At 55.3% G+C, this 21652-nt stretch carries 24 protein-coding genes; 17 read left to right on the forward strand and 7 right to left on the reverse strand.

Annotated elements, in window-relative coordinates:
• Positions 1 to 36: 36 nt before the first annotated feature.
• Positions 37 to 690: a hydrolase gene (locus CU103_RS21080; protein ID WP_106666002.1), complete on the reverse strand. Its 654-nt coding sequence runs from the start codon at positions 688 to 690 to the stop codon at positions 37 to 39.
• A 261-nt stretch (positions 691 to 951) separates the two neighbouring features.
• Entirely contained in the window at positions 952 to 2919 is a 1968-nt protein-coding gene (locus CU103_RS21085; protein WP_106666003.1) for a sensor histidine kinase, read from the reverse strand.
• A gap of 428 nt (positions 2920 to 3347) precedes the next feature.
• Between CU103_RS21085 and CU103_RS21090 the strand changes: the two genes are divergently transcribed.
• The 9 genes from CU103_RS21090 to CU103_RS31780 all read left to right on the forward strand — a co-directional run bounded on the left by CU103_RS21090 (position 3348) and on the right by CU103_RS31780 (position 10892).
• Complete coding sequence (locus CU103_RS21090; protein WP_245448926.1) at positions 3348 to 4256, forward strand: helix-turn-helix domain-containing protein; 909 nt, start codon at positions 3348 to 3350, stop codon at positions 4254 to 4256.
• 223 nt (positions 4257 to 4479) lie between these two features.
• Complete coding sequence (locus tag CU103_RS21095) at positions 4480 to 5271, forward strand: helix-turn-helix domain-containing protein (RefSeq protein WP_106666134.1); 792 nt, start codon at positions 4480 to 4482, stop codon at positions 5269 to 5271.
• A 240-nt stretch (positions 5272 to 5511) separates the two neighbouring features.
• The gene (locus CU103_RS21100; protein WP_106666005.1) at positions 5512 to 6336 is read left to right on the forward strand and encodes an alpha/beta fold hydrolase; all 825 of its coding nucleotides are present in this window, start codon (positions 5512 to 5514) and stop codon (positions 6334 to 6336) included.
• A gap of 326 nt (positions 6337 to 6662) precedes the next feature.
• Positions 6663 to 7736, forward strand: a complete 1074-nt coding sequence (locus tag CU103_RS21110; protein ID WP_106666007.1) for an MBL fold metallo-hydrolase — start codon at positions 6663 to 6665, stop codon at positions 7734 to 7736.
• A 34-nt stretch (positions 7737 to 7770) separates the two neighbouring features.
• Positions 7771 to 8637 (forward strand): alpha/beta fold hydrolase, encoded by an 867-nt coding sequence (locus CU103_RS21115; protein ID WP_106666008.1) that lies wholly within the window; start codon positions 7771 to 7773, stop codon positions 8635 to 8637.
• A gap of 108 nt (positions 8638 to 8745) precedes the next feature.
• Positions 8746 to 9522 (forward strand): alpha/beta hydrolase, encoded by a 777-nt coding sequence (locus CU103_RS21120; protein ID WP_106666009.1) that lies wholly within the window; start codon positions 8746 to 8748, stop codon positions 9520 to 9522.
• 30 nt (positions 9523 to 9552) lie between these two features.
• Positions 9553 to 9738, forward strand: a complete 186-nt coding sequence (locus CU103_RS21125) for a hypothetical protein (protein ID WP_106666010.1) — start codon at positions 9553 to 9555, stop codon at positions 9736 to 9738.
• A gap of 60 nt (positions 9739 to 9798) precedes the next feature.
• On the forward strand, positions 9799 to 10317 hold the full coding sequence (locus CU103_RS21130) for a Dps family protein (protein ID WP_106666011.1): 519 nt from the start codon (positions 9799 to 9801) through the stop codon (positions 10315 to 10317).
• Positions 10318 to 10745: 428 nt separating this feature from the next.
• Positions 10746 to 10892, forward strand: coding sequence for a hypothetical protein (locus tag CU103_RS31780; protein ID WP_210203814.1), 147 nt, complete (start codon positions 10746 to 10748; stop codon positions 10890 to 10892).
• Positions 10893 to 11065: 173 nt separating this feature from the next.
• Here CU103_RS31780 and CU103_RS21140 read toward each other — a convergent pair whose 3' ends face one another.
• Positions 11066 to 11908 (reverse strand): SDR family NAD(P)-dependent oxidoreductase, encoded by an 843-nt coding sequence (locus CU103_RS21140; RefSeq protein ID WP_210203815.1) that lies wholly within the window; start codon positions 11906 to 11908, stop codon positions 11066 to 11068.
• Positions 11909 to 12017: 109 nt separating this feature from the next.
• On the opposite strand from CU103_RS21140, the gene CU103_RS21145 reads away from it, so the two are divergent.
• On the forward strand, positions 12018 to 12503 hold the full coding sequence (locus tag CU103_RS21145) for a MarR family winged helix-turn-helix transcriptional regulator (protein ID WP_106666013.1): 486 nt from the start codon (positions 12018 to 12020) through the stop codon (positions 12501 to 12503).
• 148 nt (positions 12504 to 12651) lie between these two features.
• Here the strand turns inward: CU103_RS21145 and CU103_RS21150 are convergent, their stop codons facing one another.
• The 3 genes from CU103_RS21150 to CU103_RS21160 form a co-directional block, all read right to left on the reverse strand.
• Complete coding sequence (locus tag CU103_RS21150) at positions 12652 to 12957, reverse strand: UBP-type zinc finger domain-containing protein (RefSeq protein ID WP_106666014.1); 306 nt, start codon at positions 12955 to 12957, stop codon at positions 12652 to 12654.
• Positions 12958 to 12979: 22 nt separating this feature from the next.
• A complete protein-coding gene (locus CU103_RS21155; RefSeq protein ID WP_106666015.1) occupies positions 12980 to 13333 on the reverse strand; it encodes a response regulator transcription factor in 354 nt (117 codons plus the stop codon).
• A gap of 93 nt (positions 13334 to 13426) precedes the next feature.
• A complete protein-coding gene (locus CU103_RS21160) occupies positions 13427 to 14056 on the reverse strand; it encodes a response regulator transcription factor (RefSeq protein ID WP_106666016.1) in 630 nt (209 codons plus the stop codon).
• A gap of 254 nt (positions 14057 to 14310) precedes the next feature.
• Here CU103_RS21160 and CU103_RS21165 point away from each other — a divergent pair, with 254 nt between their 5' ends.
• From CU103_RS21165 to CU103_RS21185, 5 genes are all read left to right on the forward strand, one after another.
• A complete protein-coding gene (locus CU103_RS21165; protein ID WP_106666017.1) occupies positions 14311 to 14952 on the forward strand; it encodes a helix-turn-helix domain-containing protein in 642 nt (213 codons plus the stop codon).
• 75 nt (positions 14953 to 15027) lie between these two features.
• Positions 15028 to 15960: a VOC family protein gene (locus CU103_RS21170; protein WP_106666018.1), complete on the forward strand. Its 933-nt coding sequence runs from the start codon at positions 15028 to 15030 to the stop codon at positions 15958 to 15960.
• A gap of 15 nt (positions 15961 to 15975) precedes the next feature.
• Entirely contained in the window at positions 15976 to 16584 is a 609-nt protein-coding gene (locus CU103_RS21175) for an alpha/beta hydrolase (protein ID WP_106666019.1), read from the forward strand.
• Positions 16585 to 16697: 113 nt separating this feature from the next.
• Complete coding sequence (locus tag CU103_RS21180) at positions 16698 to 17564, forward strand: MBL fold metallo-hydrolase (RefSeq protein WP_106666020.1); 867 nt, start codon at positions 16698 to 16700, stop codon at positions 17562 to 17564.
• Positions 17565 to 17627: 63 nt separating this feature from the next.
• Complete coding sequence (locus tag CU103_RS21185; protein ID WP_245448927.1) at positions 17628 to 17882, forward strand: hypothetical protein; 255 nt, start codon at positions 17628 to 17630, stop codon at positions 17880 to 17882.
• A 222-nt stretch (positions 17883 to 18104) separates the two neighbouring features.
• On the opposite strand, the gene CU103_RS21190 is transcribed toward CU103_RS21185, so the two are convergent.
• Complete coding sequence (locus CU103_RS21190; protein WP_106666021.1) at positions 18105 to 19004, reverse strand: LysR family transcriptional regulator; 900 nt, start codon at positions 19002 to 19004, stop codon at positions 18105 to 18107.
• Between the two features lie 104 nt (positions 19005 to 19108).
• On the opposite strand from CU103_RS21190, the gene CU103_RS21195 reads away from it, so the two are divergent.
• Together CU103_RS21195 and CU103_RS21200 are read left to right on the forward strand one after the other, a co-directional pair.
• The gene (locus CU103_RS21195) at positions 19109 to 20314 is read left to right on the forward strand and encodes an MFS transporter (RefSeq protein WP_106666022.1); all 1206 of its coding nucleotides are present in this window, start codon (positions 19109 to 19111) and stop codon (positions 20312 to 20314) included.
• 13 nt (positions 20315 to 20327) lie between these two features.
• Complete coding sequence (locus CU103_RS21200) at positions 20328 to 21443, forward strand: FAD binding domain-containing protein (protein WP_106666023.1); 1116 nt, start codon at positions 20328 to 20330, stop codon at positions 21441 to 21443.
• The last annotated feature ends 209 nt before the right edge of the window (positions 21444 to 21652 follow it).

Here is a 21652-nt window from a genome sequence, read left to right on the forward strand (position 1 = left end):
GCGCGCCGGGGCAGTGCCGGCGCACCTGTACAGACATCAGCCCTCGTGGGCACCAAACATGGTCTTTGCGTAAATGATGCCAAGCCCGTATGCCCCGCCAAACTTCTTGGCGATTCCGGTGGTCATGTCGTACGTTTCCGTGCGTGCCCAATCCCGCTGCAGTTCAAGCATGTATTGAAGGGAGGTCATGGGCCGAGCCCCGGCCTGAATCATCCGGTCTGACGCGCGTTCGTGCGCCTCGGTGGACACGTCTCCGCAAGCGTCGCTGATGAAATAGACCTCGAAACCCTGATCAAGTGCCGAAAGCGCCGGACCCACAATGCACACCGACGTCCAAAGTCCCGCGAGAACAACTCTGTTCTTGCCGATACGGTTGACTTCTTCGATAACGGCGGCATCTTCCCACGTGTTCATCGAGGTTCGATCGAAAAGTTTTTTGCCTTCGAATGCATCGGTAATCTCTGTGAACATGGGGCCAGAGAAGCTCTTTTCTGCCACAGTGGTCAGGATGGTGGAAACTCCGAAACCGGCAGCTGCGTTGGATACAAGCGCGGCATTGTTCCGCAGATTTACTGCGTCGATTGATTTTGTGGCAAAAGACATCTGCGACTGGAAATCGATCAGAATCAGCGTGTGGTCTTTCGGGGATACCAGTTGGGATCCTGGCGTTGGGGTGGCTTTGGTCGACATAACAGCTCCTCTCGACTGAAAAACATTTTCAGTTTCGGTGGCGAGTATGGTCGAGGCAGCTGATGCGCGTCTTGTCTGATTGATTGCCGTTTTGAAGATTTGCACGGTCGCCTGAGAGCGGCGGAGAAATGCCTGTAGATGATAAGCGTGTGCTCAGGCTTTTCGTCGAGAGGTCGACCAATGTTCCCAACACCTGCAGTGCGAGGCACGATCTGGTTGGGGAGACACTGCCGCCGTGACACTAGGGGCCGAGTTACTCAGCTATGCCGTCATCTCAAATGTATCTGCCGCGTGCGGAGAGAGGGTATTGGGCAGACATATCTCAACGAGTGCGCCCTCCGCGTCGTCCCGGTTGACGATCGAAATAGAACCGCTGTGAGCCGTTACAATGGAGCGGCATATAGCCAGCCCCAGCCCCATTCCGGTGTCTTTTGTCGTTGAAAATGCCCGAAATGTTCTTTCCGCCATTTCGGGCGCGAGGCCCGGGCCGGAATCAGCAATGCGAATCCAGACGGCGTTGTCACCAGCTTCAGTCACGATCGACAAGCTCCTGCGGTCCCTTGGTACCGACTCCATGGCCTGGATGGCGTTCGTGACGATGTTGCTGACCACTTGTTGCAGTAGAATGCGATCGCCCTCGATCACCATGCTCACCGCGCGCAGGTTCAGAGACAGGTCGATGTCCTGAGCCTCAAGTTCCGCCCGCTTCAAGTGGACGGTGTCTGCGATGACTTCGTCAAGCAACAGTTCTCCCAAGTCCGTCTTGCTCTTGCTTAGGAGCATGCGGACGCGTTTGACGACACCATCGGCGTGTTGTGCGGCGATCACGACATCCGCCAGGGCCGTATGAGCTTCACCTATATCGGGTGGACTTTTGGCCAGCCAGCGTTGGGCCGCTTGCGCCGACGTCGTGATCGCCGATAGCGGTTGGTTGACCTCGTGAGCGATGGATGCGGAGATCTCGCCAATCATGGCGGCGCGGGATGCCTGTTCAAGCTCCCGTCTGGTTTGCTCGAGCGTATTCTGAATGGCAAGGCGCTCTGTAATATCTACTATGCTGCCTTGAATGCGGTCGAGGCCAGCGCCATTTGGCGGAAAACTGAGCACGACGATGACATTTATCAGCTTGCCGTGCCGTCCCCTGACCGTCGCTTCCGATTGAAATGTTGAATGACCCTCGTCGATCGCGATCAGGCATTGCGCGAAGCTTTCATCGGTATCGGGAAGAAACTCGTCAAGATGAGTGAAAAATTCTTCCTTGCTCGGGACGCCCATCAGCTTCAGCGCCGTCTGGTTTACGTCTGTTATTCGGACCAGCCGACGGGCCTTTTGTACAAACTCCGGATGCTGGGCCAGGTATTGACGGATGTCCTGGACGCCTGTCCTGTGCAGAGCGTCGAGCTCGTGTTTTACATCCCTGAAGTCATGTTCCCAGATCGCCACCGCAAGTGTTTCAAAAATTGTTCGAAATCGATGCTCGCTGACTTTCAGCGCTCGGTCCGCAACCTTTTGCTCGGAAATGTCCGTATTGGTTTCAAGAATGGTAGAGGCCGTGCCATGCCGATCTTTTTGCAGACGCCAGCGGCCCAAAACGTCGATTTCCCGCCCGTCTTTAATCCGAACCCTAAGTTCTCCTTGCCAGTGCCCGCTTGCAATAAGTGCTGCCTCGGCATCATCGCGTGAGCCGGGGAAACGCGTCTGCAACAGCTCGTGAGCGTCGCGGCCAAATACCTCGCTGCTGGACCAACCGTAAAGCTGCTGGGCTCCACGGTTCCAAAAGACGATTTTTCCTGAACGGTCTCGCAGGAAGATCGCGTCGTTCGTTAAATCCAATAGACGGGCCTGCGCCTCCAAGATGACGCGGTCAGCGTGGCGTCGTAAGACCAGGACGGTGGTCACGATGTTAGTCGAAAGGCTGAACAGGAGCCGCAACACCGCCTGCGGGTCCCCTTGATATCCGTGCACATAGGCAAAACTGGCAACGGTAAGCGCAGCGCAGACCAAGGACCAAAACAGTGTCCACAATCGGTTCCCGAAGTCGCCGGCCAGAACAAGGACGAGGACGTAGAGAACGGCAATCGCACTGCCAAGGGAAGTGAAAGTGTCGATCAGAAAGATAATGCAGACGAGGCAAGCTGCTCCGATCAGTCGTATCCGACGCTGCAATCCACCGTTGCCAAGGTGAACATTCTCAGCATGCCATCGCTCGATAAGCCGCCGGTTCACCATCGCGCCACACCGATGGTCAGTTTCCCAAGGGCAAGGAAGGACGCGCTTCCAACATGGGGTGGGGTCCGCTTACGTTGTGCCACTATTTCCGTTGCCTCATTGCCGAGGTGCCACTGTAATCGGGTGTCGTGTCAATCATCTTGAATGATGAGCTCTTATTTTGGACGTTATCGCTCGCTGCTCGTCAAGCCGTTGACCCGTCGGGCCACGATCGGAACATATTCGTCAAATTGCAAGCTTCTCATACAAGAAGTTGCCCCAAGAAAGGCGCAAAATCCCACAGACTGTAATGCCACGAGTGTCGATTGAACGTTTGTTCCCGTCAGTTGCTCTTGACTGGGGGCTAATCTAAGCTAGGGCAAATTGAGGAGGCTCAGCTTTGATTGCGACTATCGTGGCGCATTTGAAGCGCCGGCTGGGAGGGTGCATTGGATTCCATTGCTTCTAAGGAAGGAAGTGTCGGCCCGTATTTTGGATTGCCGCATGCCCCTTGCTTGAGTTTGAAACCGATGAAAGCGGCGTCCTTTTCAGTCACTCGACTTCGGCGGGCCGTCGCGGACGGCACCAGTTTCATTGTGGAGCTGCCTCCGCAGGACGCCTACTTCATGATGGTTTATCTGAGAAATGTGCGCCATTGCGACATTATCGCGGATGGGTCGCGCACGGATGTGACCGACTATCGGAAGGGATCCGTGTGTTTGGTGGATCTCACCGATGGCGCATCAATCTGTCTGCACAGTGATCTGGACGCGCTCGCGTTCCGGTTGCCTCAGTCGCTTTTTGACGAGCTTATCGAGAGATCAACCGAAGCCCAGTTTCGAAAACTTCGTTGCAAGCGTGGCGAGATCGATTCTGTAATGCGTAACCTCGGTGTCGCCTTGCTTCCGCTATTCGAGGCATCGCCCTCCAAACCCCCAGCCGCGCTGCAACACATAGCCATCGCAACCTGCGCGCACCTTCTTCATAACTATAGCGATGTGCCGCTGGGCAATTCGTATAAGAATGGCTCCCTGTCACCCTGGCAGGAAAAGACGGCGAAGGAGTTTATGATCGATCATTTCCGCAGTGACATCTCAGTGACGGCCATCGCGGCCTCGGCTGGTTTGTCGAGCGGACATTTTTCGCAAGGGTTCAAGAACGCAACCGGCCAAACCCCACATCAATGGCTGATTAGATTACGAGTTGAACGCGCTAAGGATTTGCTCGCAAACCGCTCGATGAACCTGTCGATTATTGCAGAGGAATGCGGCTTCACCGACCAAAGTCATTTTACCAAGGTATTTTCGCGAGAAACCGGCATGACGCCGGCGGTGTGGCGAAATCGGGGGCTTCAATAGTCGCCCACGCCTGATCAGGCGATAATTAAAATCGCACTTTTTTGACAATTGCCGGTGTTTTTTACCAAGCGGATGTATAGTATCCACTCGCGCTCCCTGGCGGGCCCACATTCACAATTGGAAAGACTCGCTTTTGGACGAAGAGCTGCGAAATGTTTTCTCCGAGGGACTAAGGAAGCCCAAGAGGTCGTCAATCACGGCTTCGAATATTGTCGTGACGAGGATGAGCTACGACAAGTTCGATCTGCCCCCGAGCCCGGTGATTCCTTGTGGCGATGCCTTTAGCGTGATCACCCAGCTCACGGATTTTCAATCCCACAGACTTTGGAGGGGGGGCACGCTTGTCTATGATGGGGGGCATCCCAGAGGGACTCTTGCGATCACCGATCTTCGCGATCAGTGGCAATGCCATCATCTGTCGCCTTTCGACAACGTCCGCTTTCACATTCCATTTTCAAATGTCCGGGCCTTCACCGAAGAAGTCGGCAGGCCGGAGTTTGCTGGCTTTGTTTGTCCGCCTGGCACGAAGGATGATGTCGTCCTGGGCTTAGCGCAGGCACTCCTTCCCGCACTTGCCAATCCGGAGCGTGCAAGTCAGCTGTTCCTTGAACAGATCAATCTTGCAATGCTCACACATCTCACACAGACCTATGGCGGGATTCATTTTCCCTCGAGAAGGAAGGGTGTGCTTGCTGCATGGCAGGAGAGGCGGGCGACAGACTTTCTGGCTGCGCACCTCAATGCGCAATTTTCAATTGCTGATTTGGCGACGGAGTGCGGTTTGTCGCGCAGCTACTTTATCAAGGCATTTAAAGAAACCTTTGGACGCACACCATACCGTTGGCTGATCGAGTATCGTGTGGCGCGCGCCAAGCAGATGCTTCTACTTGACACAACAATCGCAGAAATCGCCATCTCTTGCGGCTTTGCCGACCAGAGTCACCTGACGCGCGTATTCTCCGAGATCGTCGGTGAAGCTCCTGGAACGTGGCGGCGGAAAAATCGTCCGCAATAAACGGCGGCCGCAAACCGTTCCGATTTCACCGGGCGACAGTTTGGCTGTCTATCTCGCGTTGCAGAGCGCTTGGTTTGTCCAAACACGGGATAAACCGACAAGATTGGATCCCGACAGAGCACTATTAAGGCGTCCGGAACCCCACGCCCCGGGAAGTAGCCGGAGCGGCGCTTTCCGCCGCGATGGTGGTGCCAGCTTTCGCGCGAACCAATCCGAACCCAGACAAAAGGAATATCGGCCATGCATAATTTCATCGAAACGAAAGACAAGACCAAGATTTTTTACAAGGATTGGGGAACCGGCCAGCCTATCCTTTTCTCGCACGGTTGGCCGTTGTCCGGAGATGCGTGGGAAGCGCAGATGTTGTTCTTCGGTCAGCAGGGATACCGCGTCATCGCTCATGACCGGCGCGGTCACGGTCGATCGGACCAACCATGGGATGGCAACAACATGGACCAGTACGCGGACGACTTGGCTGAGCTGATTGAGAAGCTCGACCTCAGCAACCTGGTTCTTGTCGGCCATTCCACAGGTGGGGGCGAAATTGCTCATTACATCGGTCGTCATGGAAACGCTCGGGTCGCGAAGGTCGTCCTGGTGGGCGCAGTTCCGCCACTGATGTTGAAGACGGCTTCGAACCCGGAGGGCACTCCCATCGAAGTTTTCGATAACATCCGAAAGGGCACCGCGACGGACCGCTCGCAGACTTTCAAGGACCTCACGATGCCGTTCTACGGTTTCAACCGGGACGGCGCGAAGACAAACGAGGGCCTGCGCGAATCCTTCTGGTTGGAAGGCATGATCGGCAGCATCAAGGGTCACTACGACTGCATCCGTGAATTCTCCGAGATCGACTACACTGATGACCTGAAGAAGATCGAAAAGCCGACGCTCGTGATTCACGGGGACGACGATCAGATTGTGCCGATCGCGGCATCCGCGGAAAAAACGGTCAAAATCGTAAAGAATGCAACATTAAAGGTCTATCCGGGAGCCGCACACGGACTCGCCCAGACCGAAGCAGAGAAGTTCAACAAAGACGTGCTCGCTTTCATCAAATCGTAATCAGAGCGACACCAGGTAAACGCGCCTCGGTATCATCTTTGGTTGCTCGGCGGGCGATCCTCCCCATTGCCCGCCGCTGGTTTCTTCAACGGCTTGCTGATCCTCATCTGCCAAGTCGCCTCCTGCGACATTGCTAGTCGTGCTCGAAGTCCTCCTCATTCCCCGGTTCTTGTGGTGAGCGTCGGCCTTGTCCGATCGTGTTTGTATGGCCAACAGTTTCCGGGCTGACGGCGAAAAGCGTTGATTTCAACAAATCGCAAAAGCCCTGTGCAAGAATGGTCTGGCCTCCGCGTTAAGGTGCCGGTCACCACGCAAGGAGATCAATAATGAAATTCAACCCTACGCGACCGCGCTTGGCCCGTTCCAAGCTTTTCGTCCGACTGGCCTCTGCAGCGATCAAGCTGGCAGTCCCGGCGGTGCTTGTCGCTTATTTCTTCGCTCCCGCTGAGGCTGAAGCGCCCGTTGTTGGGACTCAGGCACCCGGCTTTTATCGTATGCCGCTCGGGAAATTTGAGATCACGGCGCTTTCCGACGGGACGCACCCGTTTCCCGTGCACAAGGTGTTGACCAAAGCCGCGCCCACAGCCAGCGGAGTTGCCGGAAAAGTCGCTCCTCTCAATGAGGTGTCGCCCGGTGAGGCGGACGCCTTGCTGGCGCAAAACGAGCTAACAGCCCCCATCGAAGGCTCAATCAACGCCTTTCTCGTCAACACTGGCACTAAACTTGTTTTGATCGATAGTGGGGCGGGGTCGCTTTACGGTGAGTGTTGCGGGCATCTTGTCGAGAACCTTCGCGCGGCCGGCTACAAGCCCGAGCAAGTCGATGAAATCTTCCTGACCCATCTCCATGCGGACCATGTCGGGGGCATTGCTCCAAAGGGGAAAATGGCCTTTCCCAATGCGACCGTCCGCGTGAGCAAGGCGGATGCGGACTACTGGTTGTCGGAAGCCGACGAGGCGGCTGCTCCGGCCCTGCTGAGGCCGATGTTTGATGGCGACAAGGTGTCACTTAAACCCTACATCGATGCTGGACGGTTCAAGCCGTTTGAAAGTGATCAGGAACTTACGCCGGGTATACGTCCAATTGCCGCTGCGGGTCATACCCTTGGGCACAGCTTCTATCAGGTTGAGAGCGACGGGCAGAAGCTTCTACTTTGGGGCGATGTGGTGCATGTCGCGCCCGTTCAATTCCCCGATCCGAGCGTGACCGTCGCATACGACAGCGATGCGAACGAGGCTGTGGCCGAGCGGGACGCAATCTACTCGGATGCAGCTCGAAAGGGCTATTGGATCGGAGCAGCCCATATCTCCTTCCCGGGCTTGGGTCATGTCGGCGTCAAGGGGAGCGAGTTCTATTGGATCCCCGCCAATTATTCGGCCGCGTCCGTTGCGGGCAAGTGAAATCAACATTCACGCGAAACGCAGGAGTGCGACAATGACCGACATTCGGCACCACACCGTCATCGCAAACGGAATTCGCCAACATTACCTCGAGGCTGGAACGGGGCCAACCGTAGTTCTTTTACACGGGTTTCCTGAAACCAGCTTCGCTTGGCGATTCCAGATACCGGTTCTGGCAGAAAAGTACCATGTGATTGCACCAGACTTGCGGGGTTATGGCGAGACGGACAAGCCGGCGGCGGGGTACGACAAGCGGAACATGGCTCTCGACGTACTGGAACTGCTGAAGTCCAGGAATATCGGGAAAATTGCATTGGTCGGCCATGACCGCGGTGCCCGCGTGGCTACGCGCTTCGCAAAGGACCATCCGCATGTCGTCGATCGGTTGGTCGTGATGGATAATGTCCCGACGCGCCTTGTAGCGCGGAACATGAACGCGCAGACCGCAAGGGCATACTGGTTCTTCTTCTTTCACCTGGTGCCCGAACTCCCCGAAACATTGATCGCAGGAAAGGAGGACCTTTGGCTCCGTCACTTCTTTTCCGACTGGTGTTACAACCCGCATACAATCAGCGGAGCGGACTTTGATACCTACGTCCAATCATACCGAAGCCCGGGCGCGGTCCGCGGAGCAATGTCCGATTATCGAGCGAACCGCGAAGATGTCGCCCAGGATCAGATAGATGCCGACGTGAAAATCAAGTGCCCGGTCTTGTCGCTTTGGGGGGCTGACTTCGAGGCGGTCGGCAAGATGTTTGACATGCCGGAGGTATGGCGGGAAATGGCGCACAACGTGAGAGCCGAAGCCATCGAGCAGTGCGGGCACCTTCCACACGAGGAGCAGCCAGAAAGAGTGAATGGCCTTCTGCTTGAGTTCCTCGAGGGATGGGCCGGCCATTAAGCGTGCCCAGTTGGGAATCAAGTGAATTATTCAAATTGTGTCTGAATGTGCAAGAATAACTCAAGTATAAAAGTATTATAGCCATATTATAACACAGAGGGTCCTAAAATGTTCAAGAAATACTCTATCGCACTTGCCATCTTGTTTGGCCCCACGATGATGTACGCGGAATCTTCTTATGCTGCCGAAAAGAAAACCGACGTCACCGTTGTCCTTGTTCATGGCGCATGGGCAGATGCGTCCAGCTGGAACAAAGTCATTCCTCTCCTGCAAAGGAAGGGATTGAATGTCATGACGGTTCAAAATCCACTGACCTCACTTAGCGACGATGTCGCGGCCACAAAGCGGATTATTGACGACGCCAAAGGCAAGGTTGTCCTGGTCGGTCACAGTTGGGCCGGAACAGTGATCACAGAGGCCGGCAATGATCCCAAGGTATCGGCGCTCGTTTACGTCGCCGCTTTCGCCCCCGACGTCGGTGAAACTGGCGACTCGCTGATCAAGTCCTATCCCACGCCTCCGGCGCTTTCGACCGTTTCAGCCGACAAAGCAGGTTTCGTTGTGCAGACGGAAGAGGGGGTTCTCAAGAACTTCGCTCCCGATATCCCTGTCGCTGAGGCGAAAACGCTGGCGGTCACCCAAGGCCCCCTTGCTGCCAAGACATTTGGCGAAAAGGTTTCCCAGGCCGCATGGAAGACGAAACCCTCGTGGTACATCGTCTCCGCGAATGACAGGGTCATCAGCCCGGAGCTTGAAGCAGCTGCAGCCAAGCGCATGAATGCAAAGACCACGGTGCTGCAGTCGAGCCATGTTTCGCTTCTTTCGCATCCAAAACAAGTTGCCGCAGTCATCGAACAAGCAGCCGCTTCGCTTGCTACGAACTGAGGGTAGCCTGTTAAGCCAGGAGGCGAAGCGGTGATCAAGTGCAGATACCATTCCGATGATGTCGTGCGCGACGGCATCGCCTCTCTGGCCGAGCCTTTGGATCTCTCGAACGCCTGGATGCCTCAAACCGAACAAAGTCCGAATTTCGGGCTTGACGGGGCGCGCATCGAGACCGTCCCCGTCACTGATCCAATCGCCTCTGGTCATATGCGGTAACCGTCGAACCAATCCTGCGCGGGCGATATGCTCTGCGTTCAAACCGATCATGGAAGCAACATGGAACAGACTCTCAAATCACGCCGGACAGCTCCGCTGAAAACGCCGACAGGCTTATCCGAGGACGCAGTCAAGGATATATCCGCCGCGGCCACGACGCTTCTGGCCGACATTTTCGCTCTCTATCTGAAGACAAAAAACTTTCATTGGCACATGTCCGGTTCGCACTTTCGTGACTATCACCGAATGCTTGATGATCAGGGCGAGCAACTGTTTGGCATCACAGATCCCCTCGCCGAAAGGGTGCGGAAGCTGGGCGGCGTAACGCTGAAGTCGATCGGCGACATCGCTCGTCACCAGCGTATCAGGGACAATGATGCGGATTTTGTGCACGCACATGGAATGCTCGCCGAGCTCAGGGAAGACAACGGCGAACTGGTCGCGAGCATGCGATCGCTGCATGCTCTTTGCGACGAACATGGCGACGTTGCGACCGCGAGCCTGCTCGAGAACTGGATCGATGAAGCGGAGCAGCGGATCTGGTTTCTGTTCGAGACGCTCCGGGGAACAAACGCTTAATTGGCGTGTAGAGCCATTTGGCGCTCGAACAAAGCAGCCCATTCCTGATGCCCAAAGGATGAGCCAGCGGCAAGTGGCCTATGCGATCCATAAGATCAACGTGTTCCAATTTTGGCGATCACGCGCGGCCGCCGGCCTGCGCGTGGTCGTCCTGCCTTCGGGAGAGGGTGGTTGATCTCGGTCTTCTGAAGCGCATGGGCGAAATCCCATACGAATGTACAAATTCGATTTCCTACGACAATTCGCCCGTCACGTTACTGGCTACTGTCACCTTGGCGCTTCGCCTGTGGAGCTCCCGCCATTTCGCATGAAGGAATCGGTCATGGACGAACACTTTCCGTCACGCCTTGGCTGGCACTACGAGCACTGCACTCGCGCTGACGTTTTCCGGTGTCTTGCCATGGGCCGCAAATGTTTCGGAGCCGCCCGTGCCGGTCCTACCCGGCAGCTGGCAGTTCTTCACGCCGGATGAAGCGATGACGGTCGAGGCGACCGTTGACTGTTCATTCCCGCCGACGACCTCAGCATTGGCGGCAAGGAGGCGGGATGCGCTGTTTACATCGACCGGCAGCTAGCCGGTTCCTACGGCAACTCAAGCCGCCTTTATACCAAGGGACCGTTCATCAAGGGATTGCCGACCCAAGGTTATCAGGGCGAAGCCACACCTCTACCGCCGCGGCATCAAACGGCGCGAGAGGAACCTGAACACCGACCTGCCATTGTATGACGACAGACCTCCCAATCCTATTTATTTAAATGCTTCGACTGCGCTTGCGGTAGCGTTCCACAATCTCCGCTGCGCTCCGACATCGCCACCTGATGCTGCCGGAACAAGGGGCGCAGCGTCCTTGACTGAGAAATATCCTCCGGAAACACTGGCAAATCTTGGCTGCGTGGCGAGCGCGACAATGATCCCTGCACCACGGTTGGGATCGCCGATGCGCAGGAAATTGAGGAGACGCTCAAGCGGCGCGGCAAAAGAGAGTTCGCGTCCAAGTCCCGTGACATTAAAACCAGGATCGAGACAGTTAGCCGTCACCCCGGAAGATGCAAGCCGGCGCGACAACTCGATTGAAAACATGATGTCCATCAATTTAGTTCGCCCATAAATCACCGAAGACCCCAAGCGGGTGAAGGGGCTGGTGTCGTACAGGTCAATATCAGGATTGAGACCGCGGGAGCGGCGAGACGCCTCGGAGGCAACCGTCACGATCCTGGATGGGACCGACGCCACAAGACGCTGACTCAACAATGCTGTCAGGAGCCAAGGAGCCAGATAGTTCACGGAAACCATTTCGGAAAAGCCGTCTGCCGTTACACGCTGCTCAAACGCGTGGATCCCGGCATTGTTGATCAGGACATCAATGCGCTCGTACTTTTCGGCAATAGCACTGGCCGCTTCAGCAACTGTGGCCAGTCGGGTGAAGTCGGTATAGAAAAAATCGATTGGGGCGTCAGCCACGACCTGAAGAATCTCGCGGCGGGTTGCCTCAGCTTTGATTTCACTGCGTGCGATAAGCACAAGACGGTAACCCAGAGCTGCAAGAGAGGCAGCAGCTATTCGGCCGATGCCGTTGGTGCCTCCGGTCATCACGATTGTCTTGGGAGAGAACATGATTGTTTAAAGCCTATATGATGGACTATTATCAATCAAAAAATATCGATGTAATTGATATTTGTCCATCATATAGGCGACGAAAATGACAAACAATGGCAAGGGCACTCTGACCGGGAAGCCACCAGAAAAAGCGAAACGCCGTGAAATTATTGTCCGCGAACTAGGTGCGGAACTAGGTGCCCTGATTGCGGCGTCGCGCGCCGTAACGTCCGAAGCCGCGGAAAGTCTCGGCCCGGGGGTATCGGCGTCCGCATTCCAGATGCTGCAGTGGCTGCATTCGTTCGGGCCGACGAAAGCGAGTGGGATCGCCGAAGCGTTGTCCATGGACAGAAGCGTCATCAGCCGACTGGCAAAAGAACTCCGCAAACTTGGCTTGGTCGAGGCCGGGCCAGATAGCGAGGATGCGCGGAGCATCGTGTACAGAATTGCCGAGCCAGCTCGCGGCAAGGTCGCCGAAGCCATTGCACGAAAGGGCAGTCATTTTGAGATGCGTATAAGCGGATGGCCAGACGCAGACCTGATGCACCTGACCAGGCTGCTTAGAAGGTTGAACGGGCGAATCTTGTAGGTTGCCCGCGGCCGGCGGCCAAGAGCGCCAATGGGCCTTCGCCGGTCTGCAGCAGTCATGCGCGCTTCCAACGCGACTAGGCGGTCGTTGATGCGGTTCGCGTTCGGAACAGTGTCAGGCAAATCTGCTGCGAAATCTGCTTGTCGCTCTAGTAAAATCTCGGGATCGGGCCGACTTGTTCTGTCTGATCGGGCAATTCAACGAAGATTTCGTCGACGTAACACCACCCCCAGCCTTCAGGCGGGTCGTAGCCCTCAATAATCGGGTGTTTCGTCGCATGAAAGTGCGCGGTGGCATGTCTACCGGGGGACTGATCGCAACAACCTACATGGCCGCATTCACGGCACAAGCGCAGATGGACCCAGGCCTGTCCCTCTGCCAGACATTCCTCACACCCAAGTGTCCCGGGCCGAACTGTCCGCACTGATGTCACGTGGCTGCAAGAATGTACCATTAGCGATTCCTTTCCGATCAAATCAGCTTGAGAGCGCCTGCTCAATGCAGGACGCCAAAACTTCAGCTTCAAAGGGTTTCTGTAAGACGCAAACGTCTTGCCCAACGCGCTGCCGTACGACTTCTTCGGCAAAAGCAGTTATGAAAATGAACGGAATCTTGCTCTCGCAAGACTGAAGGCGCATAAAGAGATCAATTCCGCTCATTCCCTGCATGTGGACATCTGAGACAATGCACGATGTTCTCATTGCAAACTCTGAATCGAGAAACTCCTCCGCCGAGACAAAAGTCTGAACCGAGAAACCCAGCGACCTCAACAGGCTGCTCGTCGCACGTCGAACCGTCGCTTCATCGTCAATGATAGATACGAATTCCACCCTGGGTAGACCAATCTCCGGCAAGCCGGCGTGTTTGAAGTTTGTTGTATTATGCCTTCTGACGGAGCGATTTGAAATTATACGGTAGTTTACTCAGCGTAGATTTTCGGAAGAGCTGATATCCAAGGACTCTGCCATTTTGACCAGGTCCGCGAATGTTTTCGCCATCATTTTCCTGGTGATCTTGCCCCGATGAATCTTGACCGTAATCTCGCTCAGCCCGAGTTCACCTGCGATCTGCTTGTTCATAAGCCCGGAGGTGGCCATGATCATGATTTGCTTTTCACGGGTTGAAAGGCGTTGATAACGCTCCTTCAATTCATGCAATGACCGACCCGATGTTCGAGCGCGACGGTTTTTCTCCGCCGCGGCCGCAACGGCATCCAGGATGTCCTGGTCTCGAAATGGCTTGGCAAGAAAGTCAGCAGCGCCAGCTTTCATGGCGCGGACGGTCATTGGGATGTCGCCATGGCCGGTTATAAATATCACCGGAAGTTTCACATCCATATCCGCCAATTTTTGTTGGAAGTCCAATCCACTGAGGAATGGCAAGCGAACATCCAGAATGAGGCAATTTGCCTCCTGCAAGGCGGGATCGTCATAGAGTTCCTGGGCAGTGGCGAAGGCCTTCACGCGATATCCGACTGAGCGGAGCAGGGTGCTCAAAGCTTTACGGACGAGTTCTTCGTCATCCACGACGAAAACCAACGGACTCTCTGACATATGCACGCTTTTCAATGGATAGCTTCAGCTGTCGGCTTGTAGTTTGATCACGCGTTCGGCGCGCAATTGCAATCTAAGTTTGTCAATCAATCAGGATAATCAGCTGCGGCCCTGTGAGCAAGTATACCCGGGTATGTTTTCGCAAAACCCAAGTGTGCGAAAAGCCAATTACAGTACGATTTTCCAAATGCGACGGCGTCTTCAAAATCAACCTTGCAATCACGAATCCCGTGGGTTCCATAAGGAGATCGAAGATGTCAGTCACTGCGCTAGCAATTCGCGGAAATAGTCAGCCCCGCCTCGATATAATCAAATTGAACCACGCAGCCTCAAGCGAAGTTTCCGAACTACTGCTCAGCGCTATGACTTGTATTGAAAACGATGAGGCAATCGCTCTCGATTTCGTAAAAAAAGCCTCCAGGCTTCTTCGTCCTCACTATGTCATCTCTGATGCCGGGGTAACGCGAGATCCTACGATCGCTATCGGCGGGCTCGCTCCCTGGCAGATCAATCGCCTAAAAACATACATTGCTGAGCGAATATCCTCGCAGATTTCTCTTCATGAGCTTGCGCGTCTCGTGAAGCTCAGCACCAGCTATTTTTCATCCGCTTTCAAGGCCAGTATCGGATTGTCGCCCCATAACTATATTGTCGCCCAGCGTGTAGAGTTTGCCAAACACCTGATGCTGAACACCGACGCGCCTCTATGTGAAATCGCGTTGGACTGCGGGCTGGCAGATCAGGCGCATCTCTCCCGAGTATTTCGACGTTTGACCGGCGCGACCCCGAGCGCCTGGAGGCGTTTCGTAAAACAACCGGCAGCCATCATCCCAACCAATAATGTTGAACATCGTGACGTTACTGTTCACTCTATCGATACAATGCGTGTTCAGTAACGAGCCTTTTGCGAAGCGAACAATCGGCCCATCTACCTCCCATGGAAAACCTTGGCAACAATATAGGAGCTTTCGATGCTTAATCAGATCCAGGGCCTGCACCACGTAACGTCAATGGCAGCCGATGCTCGCACGAACAACCGCTTCTTTACCGATGCGTTGGGGCTGCGACGCGTCAAGAAAACGGTGAACTTCGATTCACCTGACGTCTACCATCTCTACTACGGCGACGAGACCGGATCGCCCGGATCGATAATGACATATTTTCCTTTTCCGCATATAGGCCCGGGCCGCCATGGCACCGGGGAAGTCGGGACAACGGTTTTCTCGGTCCCTGAAGGTGCACTTGGGTTCTGGAGTGACCGCCTAGCCAATCTCAAAGTTGACGGATTGAAGCCGAGCGAGACATTCGGCGAGAAGCGTCTTGAATTTGCCGGACCCGATGGTGACGGATTCGCACTGGTTGAGGTTAAGGACGATGCTCGGCCAGCATGGACGCACGGTGGTGTAAGCCAGGACCATGCCATTCGCGGTTTTCACTCGGTCACGATGCGTCTTCGCGATGAAGGTTCGACATGCGAGCTTCTGAAGTTCATGGGCTATGAGATCCAGGACGAAAAAGACGGCGTCAAGCGCTTTACAAAGCCGAACGGCAACGGAGCCCATCTAATCGATGTCGAAACAATGCCGAATATCTCAAGCGCGCTCCAAGGTGCGGGTTCCGTCCACCATGTCGCCTTTGCGGTCGACGATCGCGCAAAACAACTTGAGGTACGAAAGGCGTTACTGGACACAGGATATCAGGTCACGCCCGTGATCGACCGTGACTATTTCTGGGCGATCTATTTCCGCACGCCGGGCGGGATTCTCTTTGAAATCGCAACAAATGAGCCAGGCTTCAATCGAGATGAAGATACGGCGCATTTGGGAGAAGCGCTGAAGCTACCGCGTCAGCACGAACATCTTAGAGCCGCCATCGAGGAACATCTCGAGCCGCTCGAAGCATAGGCACGGAGCAATTTCATGACCGAGAGTGAGTATGTGCGTCGGATACGTTCCGGCGCATCGGGAAAGCCCGTGTTTTTTGTTTTTCACGGAACAGGCGGAAACGAAAACCAGTTCTTTGAATTCGGCAGTCAACTGCTTCCGGACGCCACCGTTGTCGCACCCCGTGGCGATGTCTCCGAAAACGGTGCCCCGCGTTTTTTCAAAAGAACTGCCGAGGGGATATACGACATGGAGGACCTCCAGCGCGCGACTTCCAAGATGGTCGCGTTCGTAAATGACATCGCGCAGGCACATCAGGCATCTGCCATTATTGGGTTGGGGTTTTCTAACGGCGCAAACATTCTCGCCAATGTGCTCATTCAAGAAGGGGTGTTTGATGCGGCGGTGCTTATGCATCCGCTCATTCCATTCCGGCCGGCTCCAAACGCCGCACTTGCCGGGCGACGAATACTCATTACCGCTGGTAAACGGGATCCGATAAGCCCTGTCGCATTGACGCTTGCTCTGGAGACCTATTTTTCCAAACAGAATGCTTCTGTCTCAACCGAGTGGCATTCAGGGGGGCATGAAATTCAATCAAATGAGGTCGATGCCATCAGGGCATTCCTTCTTCCGTACTTGTAGGTGAATTCCTTTAGCGGCCACCGGGCAGACCCTCTGTCAGAAGAGGGCAGGGGTTCTGTGTTGAGAAGATGAATTTCGGTGGCTCCTCTGTCATCGACCAAACGAGTTGAGAAATGACAAAATCTGAAGATTTCTACAGTTTCCGTCACGGCCAGTTCGGAATTACCGTGCTAACAGATGGTTACATCAAGCTGGGCGGAGAAATCTTCGCACCGGAAGCTAATCCCGAAGAGCGCGAGGCGATCTTGCTTAGCCTGGGCGGCGGCAACGGCAGCGCACATGCTCAATCAAACATACCCCTGATCGATACCGGCACCGAATTCATTCTGGTTGATGTCGGGGCGGGCGATCGCTTTCAGCCTTCCGAAGGAAAGTTGGAAGAGAACCTGTCTGATGTCGGAGTTGAACCCCAAGAAATCACGATGGTTGTGATATCGCACGCGCATCCGGATCATCTGTGGGGCATGGTCAAGCACGACGGATCGCTGCGCTTTCCAAATGCAAGGTATTTCATCAGCAGGGAAGAATGGGACTTCTGGATGGGTGATCGAGGTGAGAACTTGCCGGAGTCGTTGCAGCCATTTGTCGCTGGAGCAAGGCGGGACCTGCAGGCCATTTCAGATCGCGTAACACTGGTTGACGACGGGGACGAAATTGTGCCCGGCTTACGGGTTCTTGCTACGCCGGGGCACACTGCGGGACATATTTCTCTTGAACTTGAAGGGGACAATCCGCTGATCATAACTGTGGACGCTTCCGCAAGTGAAGTTGTGTCCATGCAGCATCCCGAGTGGAGCTTTGGTTTCGATATGGATCCAAAAACAGCCGTCAAAACCAGGCGTATTCTTCTCGATCAGGCGGTGTCCAAGGACGCCAAACTACTTGGGTTTCATTGGACCTACCCGGGAGTTGGCCGTATTGAGAGAAACGGAAATGCCTATCGCTTCCTTGCTGTTGCAACTCCGCGTGTCGAAACATGAGCGGCCCGCAAGTGGTGACATCTCTCGCATCAAACTGCAACAAAAGCATAGGAGCTCTTCAACATGACCGATACAAAGTTGATGACCGATCACAAAGAAATAAGGGAGTGGGCCGCTGGTCTCTCGGGCGTGCCCGTGATAATCGATCCGGCGGAATTGATCGGAAGTAACGTTTCGGTACTTCTATCCAATTTGGTCGGAAGGCCTACGAGGATGACGATGATCAAGGAGCGGATCGCCCCTCGGATTTTGGAAGGCCGCGTATTGTTGAGTGGGAAGAATGGTTTGCCATTTTCGATGCCGAAGGGTTGGCCTTGATCGTGGCCGAGGACCTGCCTGGTCAGCATGACGAATTCCATGAAATCGTGCGCAGATAAGCGCGTCGTTGTCTAGCCGATCAGCCTACCATGGTTCGTCGCCATGGCAGGCCGAGTAAATCGCGGCAATCTAGTGAACCACTTGGCAATTGGCACGTCACCAGACAGGTCGCAATGGTCTGTGCTTAGAAGGTGACGCCGGAAAAGGTGAGAGCCGCGATCGTCACACTGTAGGTTCGTCGAGCCTGGTGCTGGTCAGCGCCGTTCGGAGCGAAGCTATGAAAACGCGTACCTTCGGGAGCACAAGCTTCGTTGTCGGATAAACAGCCCAAATTGCTGTCGTCTCCGGTTCAACATCTGGAATTTCAATGCGAACCAGACGTCCAGCTTTGAGATCGTCATTGACGTTCCAATCGGAGAGCAGAGCAATCCCGCCGCCTGCCAGACAGGTAGCGTGGCATCCCTCGATGCTGCTCGACGAAAACCGGGAGTTGAGCCGCACATGGGTCTCGACGCCCGCGGTCAAGAACGTCCAATGCGTAACGCCACTCATCGGAAGGCATTCATGTTGCATCAGATCTTCAATTCTAATCGGCACGCCCTGCCGTCCGAGGTAGCTCGGAGCCGCGACGAGCGTCCTTGGATTGGTGGCCAACTTCTGGGCGACCAAACTGCTGTCTTTGAGCCGCGCGATCCGGATTGCCAGATCAATGCCTGCCGAGACCAGGTCGGGAAGGCCGTCATTCAGTTCGAGGGAGATGCGAAGATCCTGATTTTCCGCCAGAAGCGTGGGGATGAGAGGAGCCACAAGCTTGAGCCCGAAGGCGACCGGCACGGATACGCGCAACAAACCCGCGGCCCCCTTACCCTCAGTCCGCAGACGGGCCATGGCTTCCTCCTCATTCTCGACGAGAGCCAAGGCAAAAGGAAGAAAAGTCTGCCCCTCCGCCGTCAGCGAGAGTGACCGCGTGGTGCGATGCATGAGCCTGACCCCGAGCGCTGTCTCAAGAGATGCCAACCTCCTCGTAGCGACCATGGGTGCGAGACCAAGTCGGCGCGCCGCCTCGGAAAGGCTGCCCGCACTCGCTGCGGTTGTGAACACCAAGACGTCGTCCGTATTCATTATATCCAGATCCGATATGGTGGTTGATCAATTTAGGCCACTACACCTCTTATCGATAAAATTCTAGTTAGTTGCATACCTCTTGAGCCAGAAAGGCAAGAATTATGGATACCGTAAACGTACACTCTGCAGTCCGTTCGGGCGTGGGAAAGCTTGGCCTTCTCGCAATGGCCGCCGCCAGCGGAATTGCCGTTGCCAACATTTACTACAATCAACCTATGCTTGGGATCATCGAGTCGGAATTTCAGCATCAGCCCATAACCGGCTTGATACCTACGGCTACGCAACTGGGATATGCGCTTGGCTTGTTCCTGCTGCTTCCTCTGGGCGACCTGGTGCATCGACGCCGCCTTATTGTCGGGCAATTCATCATCCTTGCGGCTGCGCTGGCGTTTGCTGCGATTGCGCCATCTGCGTGGATGCTGATTGCCGCGTCGCTGATTGTTGGCGCGAGTTCGACCGTCGCCCAACAGATCGTTCCGTTCGCGGCATCGCTCGCCTCTCCGGAAAAGCGCGGAGCCACGATTGGCACCGTTATGGCTGGCGTCCTTTCAGGCATTCTCTTCAGCCGTACCCTGTCAGGGTTTGTCGGCGAGCATGCTGGTTGGCGAGAAATGTTCTGGATTGGCGTGCCGCTTGCCCTGATCGCAGCCGCTATGATGTTCGTTACACTGCCGGACCATAGATCAACCTCGCGCATGCAATATCACACCGCAATCAGGTCGCTTGCGCATTTGTGGAAAAGTCAGCCGGCACTCCGGGTAGCAACGTTCGTTCAGGCTGCGCTGTTTGCCTCTTTTACTACTTTTTGGACAATCCTCGCCCTTTACCTTCAGAGTCCGCACTTTGACCTTGGAGCCGACGTGGCAGGGCTCTTCGGTATCGTCGGTGCGGTCGGTGTCTTCGCAGCACCGCTTGCTGGGCGTATCGCCGACAAACGGGGCCCTCACTTCGTCGTCTGGCTGGGTGCGTTGATGACACTCATTGCTTGGATCGTTTTCGGAGTTTGGAGTTCCATGGCTGCCTTGATCATTGGCGTGATCATCCTTGATTTCGGCATTCAAAGCGCACTCGTGTCCAACCAGCACATCATTTACGCGCTCGATCCCGAAGCACGCAGCAGACTGAATACGATCTTCATGACAGGCATGTTCCTGGGCGGTGCAACTGGTTCGGCCGTAGCAACAGTAGCTTGGGGCTATGGCGCATGGTCGGCGGTTAGCTTGCTCGGAGCCTTGCTCGCGGTTGTAGCGCTTGGCGTAAGGGTACTGGACCAACGTTCGCGTTCCACCGCATTGAAAAATCACTAAAGGAACTTGGATCATGAAACCGTTACGCGTCAGAATAATTGGGGGCTCCCTAGCCGGACTCTTCGCTGGAATTTTGCTCCAAAGTGACGGACATGATGTCAAAATCTTTGAGCGTTCCGCCAGTGGATTGGCCGGGCGGGGCGCTGGTCTCGTAGGCCAACAGGACTTGTTTCGGATACTGCGTCAGATTGGGTGCGAACATGTTGCCCGCGTCGGCATTGTGGCGCAGGAGCGGATCTACTTAGACCGGGACGGCAACGTGGCCGAGACGATGCAAACAGCCCAAATGCAGATTTCGTGGGACTACCTCTATCAAACGGTCGCTTCCCGCATCGAGGGCGATCGATATGTTCTCGGGCGGCAGGCGGTAGACATTAGGGATGCCGCCGCGGGAGCTGAAATTGTCTTTGCCGACGGAACCTCCGAAACTGCGGATCTTGTGATCGGCGCAGACGGGATTGGTTCCGTCGTGCGGAAGAGTTTAAATCCGGAGCAATACGAAAACGAGTTTGCCGGCTACGTGGCGTGGCGCGGGCTCATGCCCGAGCAACTTTTGCCTAGAGAAGCATCCCTACTACTTGAACGTTTTGCGTTCTTCGTGACACGCGGGTCCCATACGCTGGGGTATCTCGTACCGGGTTCAAACGGAGAGATGACAAGGGGCTCGCGCCGCTACAATTGGGTCTGGTATCGGAAGATTGAGCGCGACGAGCTGGCGAAGTTCTTTACCGACAGCGACGGTAAGCCCCACAGTTTTTCCTTGCCTCGCGGTGGTCTGTCCATGGCGCGTCGCGAAAGGTTGCGAGTTGAGGCTGCCGCGACACTTCCGCCACAATTTGCGCTGGCGGTCGCAGCCGAAGAAAGTCCGTCGATACAAGGCATTTTTGACTACGAAGCTCCCAAAATGGTCGGGGGATCACTTGCATTGATTGGCGACGCAGCATTTGTTGTGAGGCCCCACACTGCAATGGGCGTTTCGAAGGCAGCGGGAGATGTCATGGCTCTCCGCGACGCGCTTGCGACCGAACACGATATTTCGACAGCCCTGCGGCGTTTCGAGCACGAGCGAAACTCTATCGGTCGTAAAATAGCCACGTACGGTCGTCGGCTCGGAGAGTCGGCTCTCTAGCCATGCCGGATCATGCCCCATGGTCCACGCGTTCTTGCTCCGGCACACTCCAAGCATAGGAGCTGATGATGGACATCGTGCCGGTAAGCTCCCCCAAAAATCGGGACTGTTTAGCAAAAACCACCAGAGCTAGAACCCTGCGACGTAGCGATTTCTGGCCACCACAGGCGCAGCTTTTCGACGATGGCGGTGCCTACACGCCCAAGCTC

This window comes from Phyllobacterium sophorae (assembly GCF_003010965.1).
Classification (GTDB): Bacteria; Pseudomonadota; Alphaproteobacteria; order Rhizobiales; family Rhizobiaceae; genus Phyllobacterium; species Phyllobacterium sophorae.